A 21,584-nucleotide genomic window follows, 5' to 3' on the forward strand; every position below is an offset into this window, starting at 1 on the left:
GATATAATCTATTGATTGATTAGTTAAAAGTTCCTTCAATAACCTCCTTCTTTCAGCATAAACTTTTTCAATGCCAAAATTATTTATTTTTCCAAAGAAAAATATCTGATTATTTCTTTCATTTAGTTGTTTATTTTTTTTAAATTCTTGACCATCCACACAAAGTGGAGAAAAACAATAATTAACTGACTTTCCTTCAAAAAAAGATTTATCTCTCTCATCTCCATAAATAAAATAATCAAAACAATGTAAAGAATTAGAACTTCTCTTAAAAAATCCTGGAAATAAAGAATTAACTATAGATTCCCAACAAATACAAATTTTAGGTATTTTTAATTGATTCCAAATCTCTTTTTTCTGATAGTCATCATACATAAAATATAGAAAATGATCACCACCTAAGACTATTATCATATCACTACTAGGACTTTTTAAGTATTCTAATAGAGTATGACAATTTTCCGGATCTAGAGCAAAATATTTATTGAGATATCCCATCCTTTTTAATGTTTCTATCCAACCTTTTCCAGTATTCCAAGTGTCATGGAATATTTTTCGAGAAGGATAAACAAAATCAATTTTCATAATTTTTTAACCTCCTAAAATTTCATATAAAGTATCGACAATTTTAGCTTGTTCATAAATTTCTAATTGAATAAACAACGGTAGTATTAATCCATATTCTTGGGTTTTCTCACTTTGTATTAAATTTCGACAATTCTTTGGCTGACAACCACAAGTTTTTCTATCGCTTCCGCAAGTCCATTTTTCTGCTAGATAACATTCTTCTCTGTGGGCGCACATTATCCCTCTTCTAGTAGCAATTCCCTGATTTAATAATTTTTGCATGACTTCCACTTGATTAATATGGTCAGCCAATTTTATACAATAACTTTGCCAATTAGTTTTTGCCCATGCTGGTTCTGTTGGTGTTTCTATACCAGAAATATTAAGTAGTAATTCCTGATACTTAGCGGCTAGTTTTCGTCTCGCAGTAATTATATGAGGTAGTTTCTTCAATTGTTCCCGCCCGACTGCTGCCTGAATATCAGTCATTCTGTAGTTATAGCCTAAAACGGGATACGTTTCAAAAATGACTTGTTTTGAACCATGTCGGACTGTATCCGGTACACTCATCCCATGTTGTCGCCATAACCTAAATTTTTGATCCCACTCAGGATTTGAAGTGGTTAACATTCCACCATCACCAGTGGTAATTACTTTACGGGGATGAAAGGAAAAACAGGCAATATCTCCGTGGGGTTTACCAATTTTTTCCCATTTGCCTTCCCATAATATTTCGCTACTGATCGCACAGGCCGCATCTTCAATCACGGGTAAGGAATGTTTTTTGGCAATATTTAAAATTGCTTTTAAATCACAAGGCATTCCCATTTGATGGACTACTAAAATTGCCTTGGTGCGATCACTGATTACTGGTTCAATTAAATCAGGATTAATATTATAGGTTTGGGTTTCAATATCTACAAATACGGGAATAGCCCCACAGTAGCGAATACTATTAGCCGTTGCAATATAAGAATGGGATACCGTAATTACTTCATCATTAGGTTGAACACCTACGGCTAATAAAGCCAAATGTAAAGCGGTAGTACAACTAGAGACGGCGCAAGCATATTTTGTTCCCACATAGTCAGCAAATTCTTCTTCAAAAGCCTTGACTTGGGGACCTTGTGTTACCCAGCCGGATAAAATGGCTTGACTTGCAGCTTGGGCTTCTTCCTCGCCCAGAAAAGGTTTAGCTATAGGGATAAAGGATGATTGTTCATTCATATTAAATTCTTGTGTTTATAAAATTTTTTATTAGCATATAATCTTGATTTGTTATGAAATATTTTTTGTCTTTTTCCACCAATCAACTAGCCGTGTTAAACCTTCTTCTAGAGAAATCTCTGCTTTAAATCCTAGTAATTTCTCAGCTTTACTTGTATCGGCTAATCTTCTTTTTACAGGATTAACTTTTCTTTCGCCTGTATATTCAAGTTTTAGATCAGATTTCATTACCTTTAAAAGACTCAAAGCTAAATCATTCAAGCTAGTTTCTACCCCACTAGCAATATTAAAAACTTCATCAGTTACATCACTTTGAGCAGCTAAAATATTGGCTTTGGCAATATCTTCCACAGAAACAAAATCCATAGTTTGTAAACCATCACCAAAAATCAGCGGTGGTTTTCCCTCGAAAATACGATCCATCCACCTGACTAAAACTTCCGTATAAACCCCATAAATATCCATTCTCACACCATAAACGTTAAAATAGCGCAAGGCGATATAATCTAAGCTATACATTTCATTAAAAGTGCGTAACATTCCCTCATTGAAGGTTTTAGCTGCACCATAAAAAGTACGGTTATTATACGGGTGATGGGATTCAGTGGTAGGAAATTCTTCTGCCATACCCAAAACAGAAGCGGAAGAAGCCGCTATCACTTTTTTTACTTTTGCTTTTACTGCTGCTTCTAAAACATTATAAGTACCATCTACTAATACTTCTAATGCTAATCTTGGATCTTCAGCACACTGAGTAATACGAATTGCTGCTTGATGAAAAAGAATATCTACACCTAGCATTATTTCGTTGAGTAGTGTTTGATCTCTAATATCTCCTTCTATGATTTTGACATTCCCATTAGCGATTGCCCATTCTAAATTAGCTTTAGTACCCCTGACAAAATTATCAAGAATAACTATTTCCGAAACTCCTTGTTTAACTAATTGGTCGGCAATATGAGAACCAACTAATCCTGCACCACCAGTTATTAACACTTTTTTCATGATTCGTTTCTCCAACGTAAAAATCTAGCAGGTACACCAGCTACAATCGCCATAGCAGGAACATCTTTTGTTACTACTGCTCCTGCACCTACTATACTACCTTGACCAATATTTACTCCTGGAAGAATAACTGCATTAATTCCTATATCAGCACCCATAGCGATTTTTACTGGTTTTATTTCTAAATCTGTTTGAATGATTGGAATATCAGTAGGTATACCCGTATGGGTTGAACCTAATACTTTTGCTCCCGGGCCCCAACCAACATAGTCTTCTATAATTAAATTGCGAGCGTCAAAGTAACTACCTGGACCTATCCAAACGTGATTGCCAATTAAGCATCTACCATCAAATCTACCTTGTATATAAGTTTGAGTGCCAATAAAAACACCATCACCTATTTCAAATGTCTCTGGATGTTTAAAGCGAACTTCACTACTAATAACGACATTATTACCTATCTTTTTTGTTAAAGCTTTCCATAATACTCTTCTCATCAGAGTATCGAATTGCCCATCTTGAATAATGAAGCGGTCATATAAATTAATTAATTGCTCCTGCTGGAAAGCAGTCAGTAAATATTGTGCTAGTTCTTTCTCAAAATTAGGATCTTCTTGAACTTGCTTTAATCCATTCTGTGCTTTAACAATTTTAGTTTTTAAATCGTCACTCATAAAAAAATTAAAATACTCCTGCAATATATGTAATAACTGAATCAGTTAATTCTGCATACATAGGTAGAGATAATTCTTCATTTGCCGCTAATTCACTCCAAGGAAAATCGCCTAATTTATAACCTAAATCTGCATAACCTTTCTGCAAATGAACAGGAATAGGATAATGAATACCTGTTTGCACCCCCTTTTCCATTAATTGTTTTTGTAAAATATCCCTATCAGGAGATCGCACCCCATATATATGATAAACATGACGACTATAAGGCATTTCTACAGGAGTTTGTAACCCAGTATTTGCTAGTAATTCATTATAAACTTGAGCGTGACTTCTCCTAGCTTGTGTCCAGGTTTCTAAATGGCGTAACTTAACCCTTAATATAGCCCCTTGTATTCCTTCCATGCGGTAATTATAGGCATGGAGGTCATGGTAATATCTTTTTTCTTGTCCCCAATCCCTTAACATTTTAATAGTATGGGCATACTCAGGGTTATTGGTGGTGACAATTCCTGCTTCACCATAAGCTCCTAAATTTTTACCTGGGTAGAAACTAAAACAACCTAAATCACCAAGACTACCGACCCTTTTGCCTTTATATTCAGCACCATGAGCTTGAGCCGCATCTTCAATTACTTTCAGATTATACTTTTTCGCTATAGATAGAATAGAGTCCATATCCGCAGGTTGTCCATATAGATGAACAGGAAGTATGGCTTTGGTTCGTTCAGTAATAGCAGGCTCAATCTGGTTAACATCTATAGTATAATAAATAGGATCAATATCCACAAAAACTGGTTTAGCTCCTGTATAACAGATAGCTGCCACCGTTGCCACAAAGGTAAAAGGCACGGTTATGACTTCATCACCAGCACCAATTCCTAAAGCTAACAAGGCTAAATGTAAAGCACTTGTACCAGAATTTACACCAATACCATAATCAGCACCACAGTAAGCTGCAAACTCAGTTTCAAAGGCTTGTACTTCTTCCCCTAATATAAATTGGGTAGTTTCCAGAACTTTAGAAATAGCCTCGTTGATTTCATCTTTGATAGTTGCATACTGAGTTTTTAAATCAACAAATGGAATCATAGTTATAACTCTGCTATTTTCCAGTTTAATTCCACCAATTTACCCTGATGTTTCATAGACTCAGTAGCAGCTTCAAGAATTTTTACTACTCGTAACCCAGCTTTACCATCAGTTAAAGGGCGATCGCCTGTTTTAATACAATTAATAAAGTGTGATACCACTCTATTTAGAGCTTCTGTCAGATCCAATTTTGGACACCACATATCGCCTGTACGGTAACCAATCAGCATTTTGTACAGATTATCCTGATCATTATTAACCGTAATCCCTTTGTCATATACCTTTACCTTTTCACTAGGTTCTACATCATCATAGACAATCATCTTTTGACTACCGCCGATTAGTGTCCGCCTAACTTTTACAGGAGCAAGCCAATTAACGTGCAAATGGGCAATTAATTGTTCATTAAAAAATAATGTTATGTAGGCTATATTTTCAGGTTCTCCACTGACATGACTTATACCTGTGGCAGATACAGCACAAGGTTTGAAAGGCAATACATAATCCATAATGGATAAGTCATGTACTGCTAAATCCCAGATGACATTTACATCATGCTGAAATAATCCCAGATTGACACGCGCCGCGTCATAATAATAAATATTACCTAATGTATTATTCTCTACAAGCTCGTTTATTTTGCGAATTGCCCCCGTATAAACAAAAGTATGATCCACCATCAGAACTAGATTACGTTTATCAGCTTCAGCAATTAATCGTAATGCCTGTTCAGAGCTTGCGGTCATGGGTTTTTCTATTAAAACGTGCTTTCCAGCCTGTAGAGCTTGAATAGCTATATCAAAATGGGCTGAAACTGGAGTAGCAATAGCGATCGCCTCTATACGATCATCATTGATTAAGTCTTGATAGTTTAACGTCACACCAATGGTGGGGTAACGAGATTGGACTTTTAGCAATCTATCTGGACTGAAATCACTAACAGCAATTACTTGGGATTCTGGTATTTCATAAAAGTTACGTACTAGATTCGGACCCCAATAACCATAACCAACTATACCAATTCCTATCATGACTCACGCTCCCGCACATCACCCGTTACTTTAGCAGGTACACCCATAGCGATCGCGTATTCAGGTACATTATTAGTAACTACTGCTCCAGCAGCAATCATTGCCCCTTCACCTATTGTTACTCCACACATAATCACTGCTCCACTACCTATAGATGCTCCCCGTTTAATTTTCACTGGAGTTACATTCCAATCAGCTTCTGTCTTCAAATTACCGTTACTTGTGGCTCTAGGATAACGATCATTGATGAACATGACACCATGACCAATTAGAACTTCATCCTCAATTTCTACTCCTTCACAAATAAAACTGTGGGAAGAAATTTTACAGCGATTACCTACAATCACACCTTTTTGTATTTCTACAAAAGCACCTATTTTAGTATCATCGCCAATCTTACATCCATACAGATTAACCAATTCAGGATGATGAATTACGACATTATTACCTAACTTTACATCTTGTGAAATTGCCATAATCATTCTCATTTTTTATTTCATAATTTGTCTCTGATAAACTGTAATGCTTGAGGGTAATGGTAAGCAACAGCTTATTGACCTTGGCACAATTACACTATACTTATTTTTACCAAAGTAAATTATTTATCATTAGTGATGATCAAGCATCTATATATCTTTGCCACATTTCTTCATAAGCCTTTTCCATATCAAGAGTGAACTTTTTTGCATTCCATAGTGGTGCTTTATGTCTTGACTGACGTAATTTCCAAGCTATTTGCTGTCTTAATTCCTCATCTTTACCCAACCTTATACCCCACTCTAAATACTCTTCCTCTGTCCAAGCAATGCCTTCTGTAATACCTGCATTAATCATCATTGTGTAACTGTTCCGTGCAGAAAACTGTTCACCCACTCTTGTTACCAAAGGAACACCCATCCATAGAGTCTCTAAGGTTGTTGTTGCACCATTGTACGGATATGTATCAAGTACAACATCAGCGATCTGTAAATTAGCACGGTGAATGGCTTCAGTGGGAGTAGTGGGCAAGAATTTAATGCGATAAAAATCTACACCCTCCTCCTTTGCAATTTCTTCAAAAAATACTTTGCTTGTTTCTAGATCAGCATCTCCTTTAATTAATATGTAGCTATTGGGAACTGCTTTGACAATTTTCATCTGTAGATGTAAATGAGGTAGATGCCGTTTATAGCCCTTTTGAGTCATGAAGTAAATAATGGCATCACCCGGGATCTCTAAATCTTCCCTTCGTAAACTAGGTACATCTACCTCAAAACCATCAACTGCAATATAAGTTTGAGGTAATCGCCAAATTGTTTCACTGTAATAATCCTGTGCAGATTCTGGTAAAACATAAGGATCAGCTATAAAATAATCAATAGAAGGCAATCCATAGCTATCCCAACCTAACCATGTTACCTGTATGGGTGCAGATTTGATAGACATTAATTCACAAGCTTGATCCAAAGTCAAACTGTCTAAATCAACTAAAATATCAATCTCATCTGCTTTTATTTGATTCCAAATTCTTTCATTTTCATTAAGTCCAAATTTATAGAATTTATGAGATTTGCTAACAAAACTATTCTGCGTAAAAATTTCTATTTCTTCAGGTGCATGGACAAAATAACAATGGATTTTAAACTTTTCTGGATTGTGATATTTAAAAATCCAGCGACATAGCCAGGACACAGAATGCCTCTTGAAACAATGAGAAATATAACCGATATTCAGTGTTCTTTGATTTTGTTTTATATTTTGTATACGTAAATTTAAATACTTACTTTGCTGTTCGGCAATTTCAGGATAATTTTTAATCACTTGGGATTGGCAAAAACTAGAAAGTTGATTTTGGATTTTGTGATTTCTTTTAGGTATGTCATCAAAGTAGGGTAGGAAGAATAAAGAAACAAACAAACGTTTAATATCAACTATATGAATATCATCAGGCTTGCTTTCAATTAATGTCTCGGTTAACAAAACGTTATCTTGTATACGATTATAAGCTTCTTGCCAATAACTTCCAGAACTCATTAATCCTCTGAGAACAACAAAATTAGCACTGATTTTTTCAGACAAGTTATTAGCCAAATCATAACAAAGTTTAGCTGTTTCTATTCCTTTTTCAAATTGTCGCCCATTTTGATAGAAAAATGATAACACTGTGAGAATTTCTCGATACTCAATATGGTAATTTTTGGGAACTCGCTGCAAACAAAGTTCAGCAAATTTGGCTGCTAAGTCAGGTCTTTTATAAAAAGCTGAAAATTCAATACATTGAAGCATTACAGTCGTGATCAAAGCCATCACTGAACTATCTGGATATTTCTGCAAACAAACTTCAACCAAATTAAATACCGAATCAAATGCTGCTTCTTTTGTAGTGATATAAACTAGAGATAGTTTAATAACATCTATTAATAAATTTGTGTCACAGAAATCTGTTGTAATAGATAAAGTATTAATGATTAACTCTAAGATGTCAGCTAAATCATCTTTGAAAGATTCCAATTGCAGAGAAATATGGGACAGATGTAATATATTGTTAATATCTTCAGGAGCAATTTCTTGAATATGTTTACGAATTGCCCAAGCGACATGATAGTCTTCAATTGTGATACGACGTTTAGCTTCTGTGTCTAAAACTTCTGTTAATTCTTTAGTATTTATATCTGCGTCTTCTGATAATGCCGAGAACCAAGTAAACTGCGCCTCGGTTTCTTGCCCTTGTAGTAGCAAGAGTAATCCTAAATGCCAATAATAACTTTTAATATCTGGTTGTTCTTCAATTGCTTGCTCATACAGTTTGACAGCAGCACCATAATTTTCTGTAACTAAATATTGCTGTGCTTGTTCCTGCCAGTTACTTACATTAAGAGAAGTGTTTAGCTGATTCATAATTTTTCAATTTCTATAAATATGAGAAAATAAAAATATTCACCTTCCAAGTTCAATGCGGAAGGTGAATTATTACTTCTTAGCAATGATTAGCAAAAATAACAACTTAGCAATTAATTACTTCAGTAATGTACCTTCACCATCACAAGTTGTACTACTGATGGTTATACCATCGTTACCAGCTACTGCTACATTCTTATTTTCACAGAGGTAGGCTACACTTGTTAATTCAGAATTATCACCAATTGCCTTCAGATATACAAGACCACCATAATTTTTCAAACCACTAGCCGCAACCGTTGTGCTTGAATAGCTGAGAGCGCGAGCCTTGCTCCCCGGACCATCACTTGCACCAGTTGTAGCTGTATATGTGTAATTGGCGGTAGTGGAATTAATACCGATACCCATTGCATCAATACTAGTAGTAAAGGTATCGTTCTCTGTCATGTAAGCTTGTTGACCTCTGTTCATAGAACCAACGTAGGTCTTAGCTTCAGACTGTTTAGCCTTTTTAGCTTGGTTCAAGAAGGAAGGCAATGCAATCGCAGACAAAATACCAATGATGATGATAACAACTAATAGTTCAATCAGGGTGAAACCTTGTTCATCTTTCTTTTTACCTAAGAGGTGTTGTAAGAATTTTGCTTTCAGTTCAGTTTTCATAGTAGTTTTCCTTGAGTTCGGGTGTTGTTTGTTTCCTTATGAGAAGAACTTACCCACTCCTGATCAGTTTCATATCACCCCTCAGAAAAAATTTTTCCCCTGTGCTGTTCTATAAGCCTCAAAGGCTTACTATTACTGTATTTTAGTCAATACTGGTGTGTACAGCAAATTGGATTTTTGTTAGAAATACAGGTAGAGACGTTGCATACAACGTCTCTACAGGGTGTCAAAGTTGATTTGTGTAAGTCATTGAATTTGCAGTATCTTGATTGTCTACTGTTTAGGAAGACAGCTTTTCCAACATAACGCAGTCAAAACCTTCCAATGTTGACAGTGTATTTTTGACCAGTTCAAATACTTGAGTAGTTTCTATGGGTTCTCCCGTGAAACTATCTATAGGTCTGCGTTGTCGCCAATACTCTACTAAATCCATCATTAGGTATGGTTTCTCAAATAGCGGCAATATACAGAGTGCCATAGAACTATCTATATAAATAGTTTCCTGACCTAAGCTGATATTTTTATAAATTGGAAAAATTTTTCCTGTACTTATACAAGCAGTGACATAATTATTTAACTTCGCATTATTAAATTGTGGATGCAAATAGACTTTTGCACTTTTCCAATCAGTATTATCCCACTGAAAAACAGGTGTGAAATTTTGCTCTGGTTGCGGGTGTCCACACCAAAAATCTAGTAGTCTGTGCCTGGGATGCAGTAATTCAAATAGCTGTAACTGTTCTTCTATAGAAATTTCTGGTAAACTCATGGCTAAAAAAGTAGGTAAATTATCAGGTTCTTTAAATAAACCCACTAAATCCCACTGTCGCCAATTCAGCATACTAATAAATTCTAAATCTGCTGTTTGCAAAGCTGAAAACAGATCACCGACAGTATAGCCTTTATCTCCTTGAAATAAATAATTCATCAAAATACGCTCTTTTCTATCTTCTTTTTCAAAATCGCCACTCCAAGTTATATTCTTGAGAAAAACATTATCTTTGAGAGCATTCATTGTATTTGTAACAATGTCTATCTCTAAATCTCCAGGATTATCTTCCATTAACCCCATAATAGTAAATGCTTTTTGAGCGCAAAAAATATTAAACCTCTGAATAGCACTATGTAAATTAGCACGAATTATTCCTTCAGGTTTTAAAACTGATTTCATAGATTTTAGTGCTAAACTAATATCAGGAAATAGATAAAGAGTTTCATTACAATTGATATAGTCAAAGGCATATCCTAAGCTTTTTACATCACAAATTGATAAGACATGAAATTCGGCATTATCAAATCCATGATATTCTAATCTTTGTTTAGCTAATTTAACAGACTCTGCTGATATATCAACACCTACTATTTTTGCTCCAGGTTTAGCTTTTGCTAGTACCAAGGACTTGTAACCTGCTCCACAACCAGCGTCTAAAATTATCTTATCTTTGGTGTCTATAACTTGCTGATTTCGTAAATAATATGCAGTTACTAAATTGTGATAATATAGTAAACTAACATCGTTTTTTGGTGATTTATCAAGTGGTGTATTAGGATATGGTGCGCTATCAAATTGTTCACGAATTTTATCCCATAAATCAGAGTTGGAATTATTCATGGTAATCAATCTTACTTTTCAGAGTTCTATCGTAAATCAAATCATACATTATTACTTATTTTGGCAACAGTATCCAACCGGTGGGACAAATTAAATCAGGTACTAATTCTACAAAGTCCCGTTTACTCTTTTTCAGTCGTTCTGCTTTTACAAAAGAGACATCATGTGTGCGGAGATTTCTTTTATCTGAGTTATTCTCTATACTGGGCAAAATAAAACCAGCACTAGAACCAGTGACTCGTCCCAGCTGACGAGATAGCACCCAGTTATTCAAAAAGGTAAGTAAACGACCACCTATTTCTTCTGACTCGTAATCTGATGGACCCATTACTATAATATTTCCTTCCACTAACTCCATTTGCCATTCTGGATGCTCGGTTTGTAGTTGTTCTAGGTCGGCAATAGTAAGAGACATAATACACCAGAAAACTCTTCTTTATTTATCTTGACAGATCCCAGCATGATTAGAGAAGTCCGGGATATTTCAGTTATGCTATGATAAATTAAACGTAGTCGTTATGAGTTTGAATAAGAATATGACTAACCCCACAGTAGAAAACTTGGTCATTATCGGTTCGGGTCCCGCTGGATACACAGCAGCTATCTATGCAGGAAGGGCAAATTTAAAACCCGTTGTGTTTGAAGGCTTCCAAGCAGGAGGTTTACCCGGTGGACAACTGATGACAACTACGGAAGTTGAGAACTTTCCAGGGTTTCCCCAGGGGATAACTGGACCCGAACTAATGGATAATATGAAAGCGCAAGCAGAACGCTGGGGGGCAGAGCTATATACTGAAGATGTGATATCAGTTGATTTAAGTCAGCGTCCCTTTACTATTCGTTCCCAAGAAAGGGAAGTGAAAGCACATAGTTTAATTATTGCTACTGGTGCAACTGCGAAACGTTTAGGTTTACCCAGTGAAAACGAATTTTGGAGTCGGGGAATTTCCGCTTGTGCCATTTGTGATGGTGCAACCCCCATGTTTCGCGGTGCAGAGTTGGCGGTTATTGGTGCGGGAGACTCGGCCGCAGAAGAAGCGATTTATTTAACTAAATATGGTTCTCTGGTACATTTATTAGTGCGTTCTGAAAAAATGCGGGCTTCTAAAGCCATGCAAGATAGAGTTTTGAGTAACCCAAAAATAAAGGTACATTGGCACACCGAAGCAGTGGATGTAGTTGGTAAGGAAAATATGACCGGTTTGCAAGTCCATAATCGTCAAACTGGGAAAGAAAGTACAATTAATGCTAAAGGCTTATTTTACGCCATTGGTCACAAGCCCAATACAGAGCTATTTCAGGGGCAATTAGAACTGGATGAAGTGGGATACATTACCACTAAACCTGGTGGTGTAGAAACCAGTATAGATGGTGTATTTGCGGCTGGAGATGTGCAAGACCATGAATTTCGTCAAGCTATTACAGCAGCGGGTACTGGTTGTATGGCGGCCATGTTAGCAGAAAGATGGTTATCATCAAAGAATTTAATTCATGAGTTCCATCAAAGTCAGCAACCAGCAGCACAACCGGAAACCCAGACAACGGAAACAGCGACAGAGTTTAATTTGCAAACAACACGCCATGAAGGCGGTTATGCTTTAAGAAAATTATTCCATGAAAGCGATCGCTTGCTCCTAGTCAAATATGTTTCTCCTGGTTGTGGTCCATGTCATACTTTGAAACCCATATTAAATAAAGTAGTGGATGAATTCGATGGTAGAATCCACTTTGTGGAAATCGACATTGACAAAGATCGAGATATTGCTGAAAATGCTGGAGTCATAGGAACACCCACTGTACAATTGTTTAAAGATAAGGAATTAGTCAAGGAAGTTCGGGGTGTAAAACAGAAAAGTGAATATCGGCAAATGATAGAAAGTAATCTGTAAAAACAGGTGACAGGTGACAGGTGACAGGGGAAGAAAGCAGGGGAGGCAGGGGAAGCAGGGGGAGAATATAACCTTTGCCTATTGCCTTCTTTCTGTTCCCCGTTCCCTGTTCCCTGTTCCCTGCCTGAACAGATATAATAACTATTCAAAACAAATAATCTAAATTATGATTCAAGTTTTACCTCAAACTAAATTAGTAACTTTTGAAGAATTTATAGAGTGTTATCCAAATACAGGATTACGCTATGAACTGTATGATGGAGTAATTATAGAAATGACACCACCCGTAGGAGATCATGAAGAAATAGTAGGATTTTTAGTTGGAGAAATAGTCACAGAATATAAACGGCTAAAACTTCCTTATTTCATCCCCAAAACAGCTTTTATTAAAATACCTGAAAAAGAATCTGGATACTCACCAGATATACTACTATTAAATCGTCCTAATTTAGTTAATGAGCCTTTCTGGAAAAAACAGTCTACTATTAGTAAATCTGCTTCAGTCCCTCTTGTGGTAGAGATTGTGAGTACAAACTGGCGTGATGATTACCATAAAAAATTAGCAGATTATGAGGAAATGGGTATACTTGAATATTGGATTGTAGATTATGCTGCTTTAGGTGGTAGAGCATTAATTGGCAACCCTAAACAACCAACTATTTCTATTTATCAACTTATAGATGAAGAATACCAAGTTAATCAATTTACAGGTAATGATTTAATCATATCACCGACTTTCCCTGAGTTAAACTTAACTGCTAACCAAATTTTTCAAGCTAGTTTTTAGCAGTTTTTAGCAGTTTTTAAAATTTTTACTCAATCTGACATCAAAGAATTGCAAATTGCTAGAGAAAAGAGGTTTGAATTTTGAATTGTCGAACCCTTGTCTCCAATCTTATCATAATCAATATTTCCACAATCGGATGACTGAGGTTCACGAACATCTAAAATCAAAAATACATCAACTCCCCTGATTTATCCATCGAATCAATCCAAAATCTAAAATCCAAAATCGGATGACCATCACAAAACGTAAATTACCAAGTTTCTTTAAATTTACCAAAAATCCTACCCTATCTCAGCGATTGATGGTGATAGGGTTATGCATGACGCTATTTTTTATCTTTTTAGCCTTTTTTGCCCCTGTGTTGCAAAGTTGGGGATGGCTACAAAACCCGAAAGAATTTCTCTCCAACCCTATTCATGAAGCACCTTCGGCTAAACATTGGTTTGGTACAAGTCGCTTGGGTTATGATGTCTTTTCCCGCACCATATTTGGCGCACAAGCCGCATTACAAGTAGTAATTTTAGCTACTGCACTCAGTATGATTGTGGGTGTGCCTTTAGGGATGGTAAGCGGCTATTTAGGTGGAAGATTGGATAAAATGCTGCTATTTCTCATGGATAGCATTTATACTTTGCCGGGATTACTACTTTCCGTCACACTGGCTTTTGTGGTAGGTAGGGGAATTTTCAATGCGGCGATCGCCATTAGTATAGCCTACATACCCCAATATTATCGCGTAGTTCGCAACCACACAGTCAGCGTCAAAACAGAAGTTTACATCGAAGCTGCACAAGCAATGGGCGCTTCCACCTGGATTGTACTTTCAAGATATTTATTTTTCAACGTTATTCAAAGTGTACCCGTCCTCTTTACCCTCAACGCCGCAGATGCCATATTAGTTTTAGGTGGTTTAGGCTTTTTGGGTTTAGGACTGCCAGAAGATGTTCCTGAATGGGGCTATGATTTAAAACAAGCTCTGGAAGCACTACCTACAGGCATTTGGTGGACTACCCTTTTCCCCGGTTTAGCAATGACAACTTTGGTAGTAGGGTTATCACTACTTGGGGAAGGGTTAAATGAATTTGTCAATCCCCGTCTGAGAAGAGAAAATAGGCAATAGTCATTGGTGATTCGGAAAAATAACTAATGACTAATGACAACTGAAAAATTGAGAGATTAGTGTGAAAGATAACATTACTTTAATTGCAGCTGCTACGGGTGGGTTAATGCTTTCTGTAGCTTTATCTGGTATTTTAAAAGGATCACCAGTGACAACTTTGCAGAATTCAACTATTAGTTCCTATCCGGTTGCGAACGTGAGAATAGTTAGTAAAAACCAATAAAATAAGTAATTCCTGATTGGTAATTGGTGATTGGGATTTTTTCATCAGCTGCTAACTAATTACCAATGACTAATGACTAATGACTAATGACTAATGACTAATGACTAAGCAAGTAATTGGTATTGATTTAGGTGGAACTGCAATTAAACTGGGAAGATTTACAGCAGATGGTAATTGTTTACAATCCATAACTGTAGATACTCCTCAACCAGCCACACCAGAAGCGGTATTATCTGCAATAGTAGATGCGATCGCTCAAATTGACCCAGATAATCAAACTATAGCCGTAGGTGTGGGAACTCCTGGGCCTGCTGACGCTGCTGGCAGAGTTGCCAAAGTAGCCATTAATTTGGCAGGATGGCATGATGTACCCTTAGCAGATTGGTTAGAAGCACAGACAGTTAAACCTACTATCCTCGCTAATGATGCTAACTGTGCGGGTTTGGGGGAAGCGTGGTTAGGTGCAGGCCGTAATTTTCAAGATTTGATTTTGCTGACTTTAGGAACTGGGGTTGGTGGTGCAGTTATCCTCAATGGTAAATTATTTGTTGGTCATCAAGGTGCAGGAGCAGAATTAGGTTTAATCACTTTAAACCCCGAAGGACCAATGTGTAATAGTGGTAATCAAGGTTCTTTAGAACAGTACACTTGTATATCAGCTATTCGTCGTCGCACGGGGAAAGAACCCGCAGAATTAGGCCAACTTGCCCAAAATGGTAATATTGAAGCATTGACATTTTGGCAAGAATATGGTAGAGACTTAGGGATTGGTTTAACAAGTTTAATCTATGTTCTCACACCCCAAGCAGTAATTATTGGTGGTGGTATTAGTGCCAGCTTTGAATTTTTCTTACCAGCAATGCAAGCAGAAATTGAAAAACGAGTTTTACCAACATCGCGTGTCGGGTTACAAATACTACCTGCAAAATTGGGGAACTCAGCCGGCATGGTAGGTGCTGCTAAGTTAGCATTGGGGATAGGTGAAAGGTGACTGGGGACTGGGGACTGGGTAGTAATTACGAATTACGAATTACGAATTACGAATTATCAATATAAATTCCTGTGTGTTGTTCTAGGAAATTTACAACCTTTTCGTAGGATTCAGCATTACTTACAGGGTTGATAATGATGGGAAAATTGACATCTGGCAACCAAAAAGTTAACCTGCCATTCTGTTCATAACAGAAAGAACTGATGCAGTTGAGATTAATTATGTATTCTTTTCTTTCATAAGTTATTTTTACCCAATAAGGATGAGTTAGATCTAAGCCTTGGGCGTATTCTATATAATCACAAATCTTTTGATAGTCTTCCCAATTACTTTGGGGATTAATGACTATAGGGATAGAACTATTGGGCAACCAGAAGGTAATTCTGCCATTTTTTTCATAGCAAAAACTGTTTACACTATCAAAATTAATTACATATTCTTTCCTCTGGTCTTGTATTTTTACCCAGTAAGCCACAAAGTTGCCTCAACACTGACTAAATAATTTTGTATCTCCTATAGCAATTTTACCCAAATTTTGATGTTTGCTACAAATAGGGAATAGGGAATAGGCAATAGGCAATAGGCAATAGGCAATAGGCAATAGGCAATAGATGATCAATACATTATTCTCCTCTGCTCCCCTACACCCTACACCCTACCTAAACCCTACACCCTCTTCCATTAAGAAACCTGAACTGGTTTTGGTGCAGCGGGGGTGGGATGAGTACGAGAAATTGCAGTTTCCATGAATCCTTTAAACAAAGGATGAGGGGTGCTGGGACGAGATTGGAATTCTGGATGAAATTGACAAGCTATAAAGAATGGATGGTTGGGATATTCGACAATTTCTACTAAACGTCCATCGGGAGAAGTCCCACTCACAACATAGCCAGAGTCTAACAAGGCATTGCGATAGAGGTTGTTAAACTCGTAGCGATGACGATGGCGTTCATAAATTACTTCTTCTTGATATAAATCAAAGGCTAGTGTACCTGGTTGAACGCGACAAGGATACAAACCTAAACGCATTGTTCCGCCTAAATCCACTACATCTTGTTGTTCAGGCAGTAGGTTAATAACTGGATCGCTGGTGTAGGGGTCAAATTCGGCACTGTTAGCATCAAGTAAGCCTGCGACGTTTCTCGCCCATTCAATTACAGAACACTGCATTCCCAAGCATAAACCTAAAAAGGGAATTTGGCGATCGCGTGCGTATTTAATGGCGGCAATTTTCCCATCTATACCCCGACTACCAAAACCACCGGGAACAAGGATACCATCAACACCTGCCAGATAATTTTCTGCGGCTTCAGTTTCTAAAGCTTCTGAGTTTACCCAGCGCAAACGCAAATCACCATAGGTAGCAATAGCCGCATGGCGTAAGGATTCGACTACAGATAGATAAGCATCACTTAAACGCACATATTTACCAACAATGGCAATTTCAACGCTGTATCTGGGACTATACATCCGTTCTACCATTGTTTCCCACTGAGTCAAGTTGGGTTGGCGTTGTTCCATTTGCAGTAACTCTAGGGTTTGCTGTGCCAATCCTTCCCGTTCTAAAATCAGGGGTACTTCATAGATACTACTAGCATCTTGGCAGGTGATGACACATTCTACTGGGACATCGCAAAATTCCGATAATTTCTGTTTTAAGCCGACAGGGATAGTGCGATCGCACCGACAGACTAAAATATCTGGTTGAATCCCAATGGATCTCAACTCTTTGACAGAGTGTTGTGTTGGCTTGGTTTTCATCTCACCCGCTGAGGCAATCCAAGGCAACAGTGTGACGTGCATATATAAAACATTTTGCCGTCCTACTTCTTTACGTAACTGGCGAATTGCTTCTAAAAAAGGTAGTGATTCAATATCACCGACAGTCCCACCAATTTCTGTAATCACGACTGCGGGATTAGTTTCTTTAGCAACTCTCAGAATTCGGTCTTTGATTTCATTGGTGATATGGGGAATTACCTGAACCGTCCCACCATTGTAATCACCACGGCGTTCTTTATTAATGACTGACTGATAAATCAAACCAGTGGTAACGCTGTTTAATCGGGACATGGAAGTATCTGTAAAACGTTCATAATGTCCCAAATCTAAATCTGTTTCTGCACCATCTTGGGTAACAAAAACTTCCCCATGTTGAAAGGGACTCATTGTGCCTGGATCAACATTAATATAAGGATCGAGTTTGAGAATAGATACCGAATAATCCCGTGATTTGAGCAACCTCCCCAGACTAGCTGCTACAATGCCTTTACCAATACTGGAAACAACGCCTCCAGTTACAAAGATAAACTTAGTCATAGTATTTTCAATTTCTAGCAACTTCTAAAAATACATTCCATCTCGTGCAGGATAAAGCATAAGCATTAAGCTATTAGCGGACGATCCGCAGAACTCTCGGTTCAGCAGTCAGCTTTTGAACGGTTACACCAAAGATCACTATTCGATCATCCACCGATTTATCAAACATTCTGACTCCTGACTCCTGACTTTTGAATTCTTTTCATGCTTCATTCTTGATCCTGATATTGCTCATTGTCTCACAGTCATTATCCTGAAATCTTGTGTGTGTCACCGTGAAAAAAGTCTTAGGATTATTAGTATTTAACTGTCTGTTTACCTCCTCGGTTGCTTTAGCACAAAGTTCACTCCTAGTAGTTTTTCCCCCAACAAACTACCAAACCAGTACAGAAAAAATATTTTTTATCGGTACAGCACCACCTGATGGACAAGTCCTAATCAATGGTATGCCTGTTAAACGTAGCAAGGCTGGTCATTTTTCTCCCAGTTTGCCCTTACAGTTAGGGGAGAATATATTTAAAGTACGTTACCAAAATCAAGAACGGGAGATTAAGGTAACAAGGCTTTCTACTCAACCAGAATTATCAAAAGGTTTAGGCTTTGCTAAAGATTCTCTAACTCCTGCTGTTGATCTTGCTAGACTACCGGGAGAACTGATTTGTTTTGGTGCAATTGCACCTCCTCAAGCTACTGTCTCTGTTAAGCTGGCTAATCAAACCATTTCCTTGTCACCACAACCACCACAGGCGCAATTACCGTCTAATTCAGGTGTACTAACAGGAAAAAATCAGCCCACTACCTTTAGTCCTAGCAAATATCAAGGCTGTACAACAGTGGCCAATGCTGCTGATTTGGGACAACCTCTATTTAATTTGACATTGAATAATCAAACAATATCTCAAACAGGTGCTGGCAAAATTGAAATTCTTAGTCCCACACAGTTACCTGTTGCAGAAGCTACATCAGAATCATGCGTGACTCGCACCGGTCCGAGTACAGATTATTCTCGACTCACACCACTACCAAAAGGTACAAGGGCAACAGTTACAGGTAGAGAAGGAGATTGGTTACGCTTAGACTATGGGGCTTGGATTAATAGCAAAGAGGCCAAAATTATACCTGATGCAGTACCGCCACAAACAGTTATTCGGAGTGTGGGATATCGTCAGTTGGCTGGTGTAACAGAAATACGTTTCCCCCTACAAGTGGCTGTACCTGTGAGTGTGGAACAAAGCAATCGCGCCTTTACCCTGACTCTTTACAGTACCACTGCTCAAACTGACACAATTCGCCTGGATGATGACCCCCTAATTTATCGCCTGGATTGGCAACAAATCGCTCCAGGTCAGGTCAAATACACCTTTAACCTCAAACAACTCCAACAGTGGGGATATAAGCTGAAATACGACAATACAACGCTGGTCTTGAGCTTGCGTCATGCACCTAATATTCACAACAGAAAACGCCTGCCTTTATCTGGCATAAAGATTGTACTCGATCCGGGACACGGAGGTAAAGAATCTGGTGCAAGTGGTCCGACGGGGTATCTGGAGAAAGATGTCAATTTGGTGGTTTCTAAGTTATTGAGGGATGAATTGGTGCAGCGTGGTGCAAAAGTGGTGATGACAAGGGAGGATGATCGAGATGTTTCTTTAGTCGAACGTCAGCAGATAATTAGTAAAGAAGAACCTGCGATCGCTCTTTCTATCCATCATAATTCTTTACCTGATGATGGTGATGCGGAAAGAACCAAGGGCTTCGGGACTTTTTGGTATCATCCTCAAGCACACAGCCCAGCAGTATTTTTACATAATTACGTAGTTCACAAACTTCGTAAACCTTCTTATGGGGTGTTTTGGAATAATTTAGCTTTAACTCGTCCTGCTGTTGCACCTTCGGTATTATTGGAATTGGGTTTTATGAGTAATCCCTATGAATTTGAGGAGGTGGTGAACCCTCAAGAACAGAAGAAAATGGCCAAGACTTTGGCTGATGGGGTGACGGAGTGGTTTAAAATGACGAAATAGGATATTTGATGATGACTATCTTAACCTTACCTAAAAGTCAAAAGCTGACTTTTGCAGAGTTTATTGAACAGCTACCAGATGAAGAGGGACGCTATGAACTTGTTAATGGAGAGATTGTGAGGATATTAGCAACAAGACAACATGATGATATTGCTGATTTTATTGCTGATATCTTGAAAGGGGAAGTCAAGCGTCAGAAGTTAAATTATAGGATATCAGGAAGAATAATGATTAGGACGAACAACTCAGAAGGTGAAGAACAAGGTCGTCATCCTGATGTTAGTGTGGTAGACAAAACTATCTGGGAAGCAAACCGCGCTGCTTATTCTGCACTTTTAGAACCTTTGCAATTAGCAGTTGAAGTGATTTCAACTAATTGGGAAGATGATTATATAGACAAACTCGATGAATATCAACGTTTGGGTATTCCAGAATATTGGATTGTTGATTATTTAGCTTTAGGTAGTCGTAGTTATTTAGGTAAACCGAAAATACCTACAGTTTTTGTCTATTTGTTGGATGAAAAAGGAGTTTATCAGTCTAGTGCATTTCGAGGTAATGAGAGAATTGTATCACGAACTTTTCCTGAATTAGAATTAACTGCGGTTGAGATTTTTCAAGCTTAAATGTTGTTTCTGAATTAGTCATTAAAATAGCCTCCGAATATGCAAAATCGGCATAGTAAATAAACCCCAAGCTAAACCAGTAATTAAACCAAAAGGCGTAACAATATAATTATTAAAATCCCACAAACCGAAAACTTGTGCTGCTAATTCCAAAGGATAAGCCATCATTAAAACACTAGCAAAAGCCGCACCTGTCCAACCATATTGACTTAACCAAAAAACACCTTTTCCATTAGTTAAACTATACAAGATTCGAGTAATTAACAAACCACTTACCGTCCCATAACAACGCATACACACCGCCATAATAAACGGTGGTGCTAACTCCAAACCCATAGTAGGCTGGGGACAGACATGATTACCCATAAAGTAAATAATATCCGCAATACCCGGAAGTAAAAACACACCAGACGCAGCGAGAAAAGGCGCAATAGGGGGACCAAACACCATTCCCACTAATAGGAAATCAGCCAAAAAACTCACCCAATTAATTTTTTTAACTTGAAAATCTTGTGATAAAATTGCCCGTTGCATTTTTTCTCTGCGTCCTCTGCGCCTCTGCGGTTCGTTTATTTAATTATAAATCATCATCTGGATTTATACCCAATTCTCGTAATTTTGAATTATTGAATCTGTGAGAATGATGCTTTGGGGATGTTCTTGAAAGTTCTTAACAAAAGTACCATCAGACTCTGGTAGTTGAGTATGATCAGGAAACTGCGGTGGTATATCAATATCAGCCAGGGTTTCACTCATACTATTTAAAGGATTGCAGTTGTTAATTTAGTATAACTGAAAGAGTGCTGACTTTTGAGATGCGATCGCTCAATTTTTCACTACTGCGTGGTTAATATAC

At 37.6% G+C, this 21,584-nt stretch carries 20 protein-coding genes and 2 pseudogenes; 7 read left to right on the forward strand and 15 right to left on the reverse strand.

Annotated elements, in window-relative coordinates; translation table 11 throughout:
* The 11 genes and pseudogenes from A0J48_RS19860 to A0J48_RS19910 form a co-directional block, all read right to left on the reverse strand.
* A partial coding sequence (locus A0J48_RS19860) for a hypothetical protein (protein WP_200326142.1) occupies window positions 1–585 on the reverse strand: 585 nt, incomplete at its 3' end.
* Between the two features lie 6 nt (window positions 586–591).
* Window positions 592–1,794, reverse strand: a complete 1,203-nt coding sequence (locus A0J48_RS19865) for a DegT/DnrJ/EryC1/StrS family aminotransferase (protein WP_200326144.1) — start codon at window positions 1,792–1,794, stop codon at window positions 592–594.
* A 51-nt stretch (window positions 1,795–1,845) separates the two neighbouring features.
* The gene (locus A0J48_RS19870) at window positions 1,846–2,799 is read right to left on the reverse strand and encodes an SDR family NAD(P)-dependent oxidoreductase (protein ID WP_200326146.1); all 954 of its coding nucleotides are present in this window, start codon (window positions 2,797–2,799) and stop codon (window positions 1,846–1,848) included.
* Entirely contained in the window at window positions 2,796–3,473 is a 678-nt protein-coding gene (locus A0J48_RS19875; protein ID WP_200326149.1) for an acyltransferase, read from the reverse strand. The genes A0J48_RS19870 and A0J48_RS19875 overlap by 4 nt, the downstream gene beginning before the upstream one ends.
* Before the next feature lie 7 nt (window positions 3,474–3,480).
* Window positions 3,481–4,563, reverse strand: a complete 1,083-nt coding sequence (locus tag A0J48_RS19880) for a DegT/DnrJ/EryC1/StrS family aminotransferase (protein ID WP_200326151.1) — start codon at window positions 4,561–4,563, stop codon at window positions 3,481–3,483.
* 2 nt (window positions 4,564–4,565) lie between these two features.
* The gene (locus tag A0J48_RS19885; RefSeq protein ID WP_200326153.1) at window positions 4,566–5,594 is read right to left on the reverse strand and encodes a Gfo/Idh/MocA family protein; all 1,029 of its coding nucleotides are present in this window, start codon (window positions 5,592–5,594) and stop codon (window positions 4,566–4,568) included.
* The gene (locus A0J48_RS19890) at window positions 5,591–6,070 is read right to left on the reverse strand and encodes an acyltransferase (RefSeq protein WP_200326155.1); all 480 of its coding nucleotides are present in this window, start codon (window positions 6,068–6,070) and stop codon (window positions 5,591–5,593) included. The genes A0J48_RS19885 and A0J48_RS19890 overlap by 4 nt, the downstream gene beginning before the upstream one ends.
* 142 nt (window positions 6,071–6,212) lie before the next feature.
* Window positions 6,213–8,471 (reverse strand): O-linked N-acetylglucosamine transferase, SPINDLY family protein, encoded by a 2,259-nt coding sequence (locus tag A0J48_RS19895; protein WP_200326157.1) that lies wholly within the window; start codon window positions 8,469–8,471, stop codon window positions 6,213–6,215.
* A 117-nt stretch (window positions 8,472–8,588) separates the two neighbouring features.
* Window positions 8,589–9,134, reverse strand: coding sequence for a type IV pilin-like G/H family protein (locus A0J48_RS19900; protein WP_200326158.1), 546 nt, complete (start codon window positions 9,132–9,134; stop codon window positions 8,589–8,591).
* A 280-nt stretch (window positions 9,135–9,414) separates the two neighbouring features.
* Window positions 9,415–10,746, reverse strand: coding sequence for a class I SAM-dependent methyltransferase (locus A0J48_RS19905; protein WP_200326160.1), 1,332 nt, complete (start codon window positions 10,744–10,746; stop codon window positions 9,415–9,417).
* 88 nt (window positions 10,747–10,834) lie between these two features.
* Window positions 10,835–11,161: pseudogene (locus tag A0J48_RS19910) on the reverse strand (Uma2 family endonuclease); the annotation flags it as partial.
* A gap of 121 nt (window positions 11,162–11,282) precedes the next feature.
* On the opposite strand from A0J48_RS19910, the gene trxB reads away from it, so the two are divergent.
* The 5 genes from trxB (at window position 11,283) to A0J48_RS19935 (ending at window position 15,756) form a co-directional block, all read left to right on the forward strand.
* Window positions 11,283–12,635: a thioredoxin-disulfide reductase gene (trxB, locus tag A0J48_RS19915; RefSeq protein WP_200326162.1), complete on the forward strand. Its 1,353-nt coding sequence runs from the start codon at window positions 11,283–11,285 to the stop codon at window positions 12,633–12,635.
* Window positions 12,636–12,801: 166 nt separating this feature from the next.
* Window positions 12,802–13,422 carry a Uma2 family endonuclease gene (locus tag A0J48_RS19920; RefSeq protein WP_200326164.1) on the forward strand — a complete coding sequence of 207 codons (621 nt, stop codon included), beginning with the start codon at window positions 12,802–12,804 and terminating at the stop codon, window positions 13,420–13,422.
* A gap of 229 nt (window positions 13,423–13,651) precedes the next feature.
* The gene (locus tag A0J48_RS19925; protein WP_200326166.1) at window positions 13,652–14,542 is read left to right on the forward strand and encodes an ABC transporter permease; all 891 of its coding nucleotides are present in this window, start codon (window positions 13,652–13,654) and stop codon (window positions 14,540–14,542) included.
* Between the two features lie 61 nt (window positions 14,543–14,603).
* Complete coding sequence (locus tag A0J48_RS19930) at window positions 14,604–14,765, forward strand: hypothetical protein (protein WP_200326168.1); 162 nt, start codon at window positions 14,604–14,606, stop codon at window positions 14,763–14,765.
* A 100-nt stretch (window positions 14,766–14,865) separates the two neighbouring features.
* On the forward strand, window positions 14,866–15,756 hold the full coding sequence (locus A0J48_RS19935) for an ROK family protein (protein ID WP_200326170.1): 891 nt from the start codon (window positions 14,866–14,868) through the stop codon (window positions 15,754–15,756).
* A gap of 46 nt (window positions 15,757–15,802) precedes the next feature.
* On the opposite strand, the gene A0J48_RS19940 is transcribed toward A0J48_RS19935, so the two are convergent.
* Window positions 15,803–16,231 (reverse strand): hypothetical protein, encoded by a 429-nt coding sequence (locus tag A0J48_RS19940; protein ID WP_200326172.1) that lies wholly within the window; start codon window positions 16,229–16,231, stop codon window positions 15,803–15,805.
* Window positions 16,232–16,437: 206 nt separating this feature from the next.
* On the reverse strand, window positions 16,438–18,075 hold the full coding sequence (locus A0J48_RS19945; protein WP_200326174.1) for a CTP synthase: 1,638 nt from the start codon (window positions 18,073–18,075) through the stop codon (window positions 16,438–16,440).
* 275 nt (window positions 18,076–18,350) lie between these two features.
* Between A0J48_RS19945 and A0J48_RS19950 the strand changes: the two genes are divergently transcribed.
* Window positions 18,351–20,102, forward strand: coding sequence for an N-acetylmuramoyl-L-alanine amidase (locus A0J48_RS19950; protein WP_200326177.1), 1,752 nt, complete (start codon window positions 18,351–18,353; stop codon window positions 20,100–20,102).
* Between the two features lie 11 nt (window positions 20,103–20,113).
* Complete coding sequence (locus A0J48_RS19955; RefSeq protein ID WP_200326193.1) at window positions 20,114–20,728, forward strand: Uma2 family endonuclease; 615 nt, start codon at window positions 20,114–20,116, stop codon at window positions 20,726–20,728.
* Window positions 20,729–20,749: 21 nt separating this feature from the next.
* On the opposite strand, the gene A0J48_RS19960 is transcribed toward A0J48_RS19955, so the two are convergent.
* Together A0J48_RS19960 and A0J48_RS19965 are read right to left on the reverse strand one after the other, a co-directional pair.
* Entirely contained in the window at window positions 20,750–21,262 is a 513-nt protein-coding gene (locus tag A0J48_RS19960; protein WP_200326179.1) for a DUF2085 domain-containing protein, read from the reverse strand.
* Window positions 21,263–21,352: 90 nt separating this feature from the next.
* Window positions 21,353–21,484: pseudogene (locus tag A0J48_RS19965) on the reverse strand (Uma2 family endonuclease); the annotation flags it as partial.
* Between the last annotated feature and the right edge of the window lie 100 nt (window positions 21,485–21,584).

This window comes from Sphaerospermopsis aphanizomenoides BCCUSP55 (genome assembly GCF_001586785.1).
Lineage (GTDB): Bacteria > Cyanobacteriota > Cyanobacteriia > Cyanobacteriales > Nostocaceae > Sphaerospermopsis_A > Sphaerospermopsis_A aphanizomenoides_A.

Coding starts and splice junctions, on each gene's coding strand:
- A0J48_RS19865 (WP_200326144.1), bottom strand. CDS start 1,794: ATGAATGAACAATCATCCTTTATCCCTATAGCTAAACCTTTTCTGGGC.
- A0J48_RS19870 (WP_200326146.1), bottom strand. CDS start 2,799: ATGAAAAAAGTGTTAATAACTGGTGGTGCAGGATTAGTTGGTTCTCAT.
- A0J48_RS19875 (WP_200326149.1), bottom strand. CDS start 3,473: ATGAGTGACGATTTAAAAACTAAAATTGTTAAAGCACAGAATGGATTA.
- A0J48_RS19880 (WP_200326151.1), bottom strand. CDS start 4,563: ATGATTCCATTTGTTGATTTAAAAACTCAGTATGCAACTATCAAAGAT.
- A0J48_RS19885 (WP_200326153.1), bottom strand. CDS start 5,594: ATGATAGGAATTGGTATAGTTGGTTATGGTTATTGGGGTCCGAATCTA.
- A0J48_RS19890 (WP_200326155.1), bottom strand. CDS start 6,070: ATGGCAATTTCACAAGATGTAAAGTTAGGTAATAATGTCGTAATTCAT.
- A0J48_RS19895 (WP_200326157.1), bottom strand. CDS start 8,471: ATGAATCAGCTAAACACTTCTCTTAATGTAAGTAACTGGCAGGAACAA.
- A0J48_RS19900 (WP_200326158.1), bottom strand. CDS start 9,134: ATGAAAACTGAACTGAAAGCAAAATTCTTACAACACCTCTTAGGTAAA.
- A0J48_RS19905 (WP_200326160.1), bottom strand. CDS start 10,746: ATGAATAATTCCAACTCTGATTTATGGGATAAAATTCGTGAACAATTT.
- trxB (WP_200326162.1), top strand. CDS start 11,283: ATGACTAACCCCACAGTAGAAAACTTGGTCATTATCGGTTCGGGTCCC.
- A0J48_RS19920 (WP_200326164.1), top strand. CDS start 12,802: ATGATTCAAGTTTTACCTCAAACTAAATTAGTAACTTTTGAAGAATTT.
- A0J48_RS19925 (WP_200326166.1), top strand. CDS start 13,652: ATGACCATCACAAAACGTAAATTACCAAGTTTCTTTAAATTTACCAAA.
- A0J48_RS19935 (WP_200326170.1), top strand. CDS start 14,866: ATGACTAAGCAAGTAATTGGTATTGATTTAGGTGGAACTGCAATTAAA.
- A0J48_RS19945 (WP_200326174.1), bottom strand. CDS start 18,075: ATGACTAAGTTTATCTTTGTAACTGGAGGCGTTGTTTCCAGTATTGGT.
- A0J48_RS19955 (WP_200326193.1), top strand. CDS start 20,114: ATGACTATCTTAACCTTACCTAAAAGTCAAAAGCTGACTTTTGCAGAG.
- A0J48_RS19960 (WP_200326179.1), bottom strand. CDS start 21,262: ATGCAACGGGCAATTTTATCACAAGATTTTCAAGTTAAAAAAATTAAT.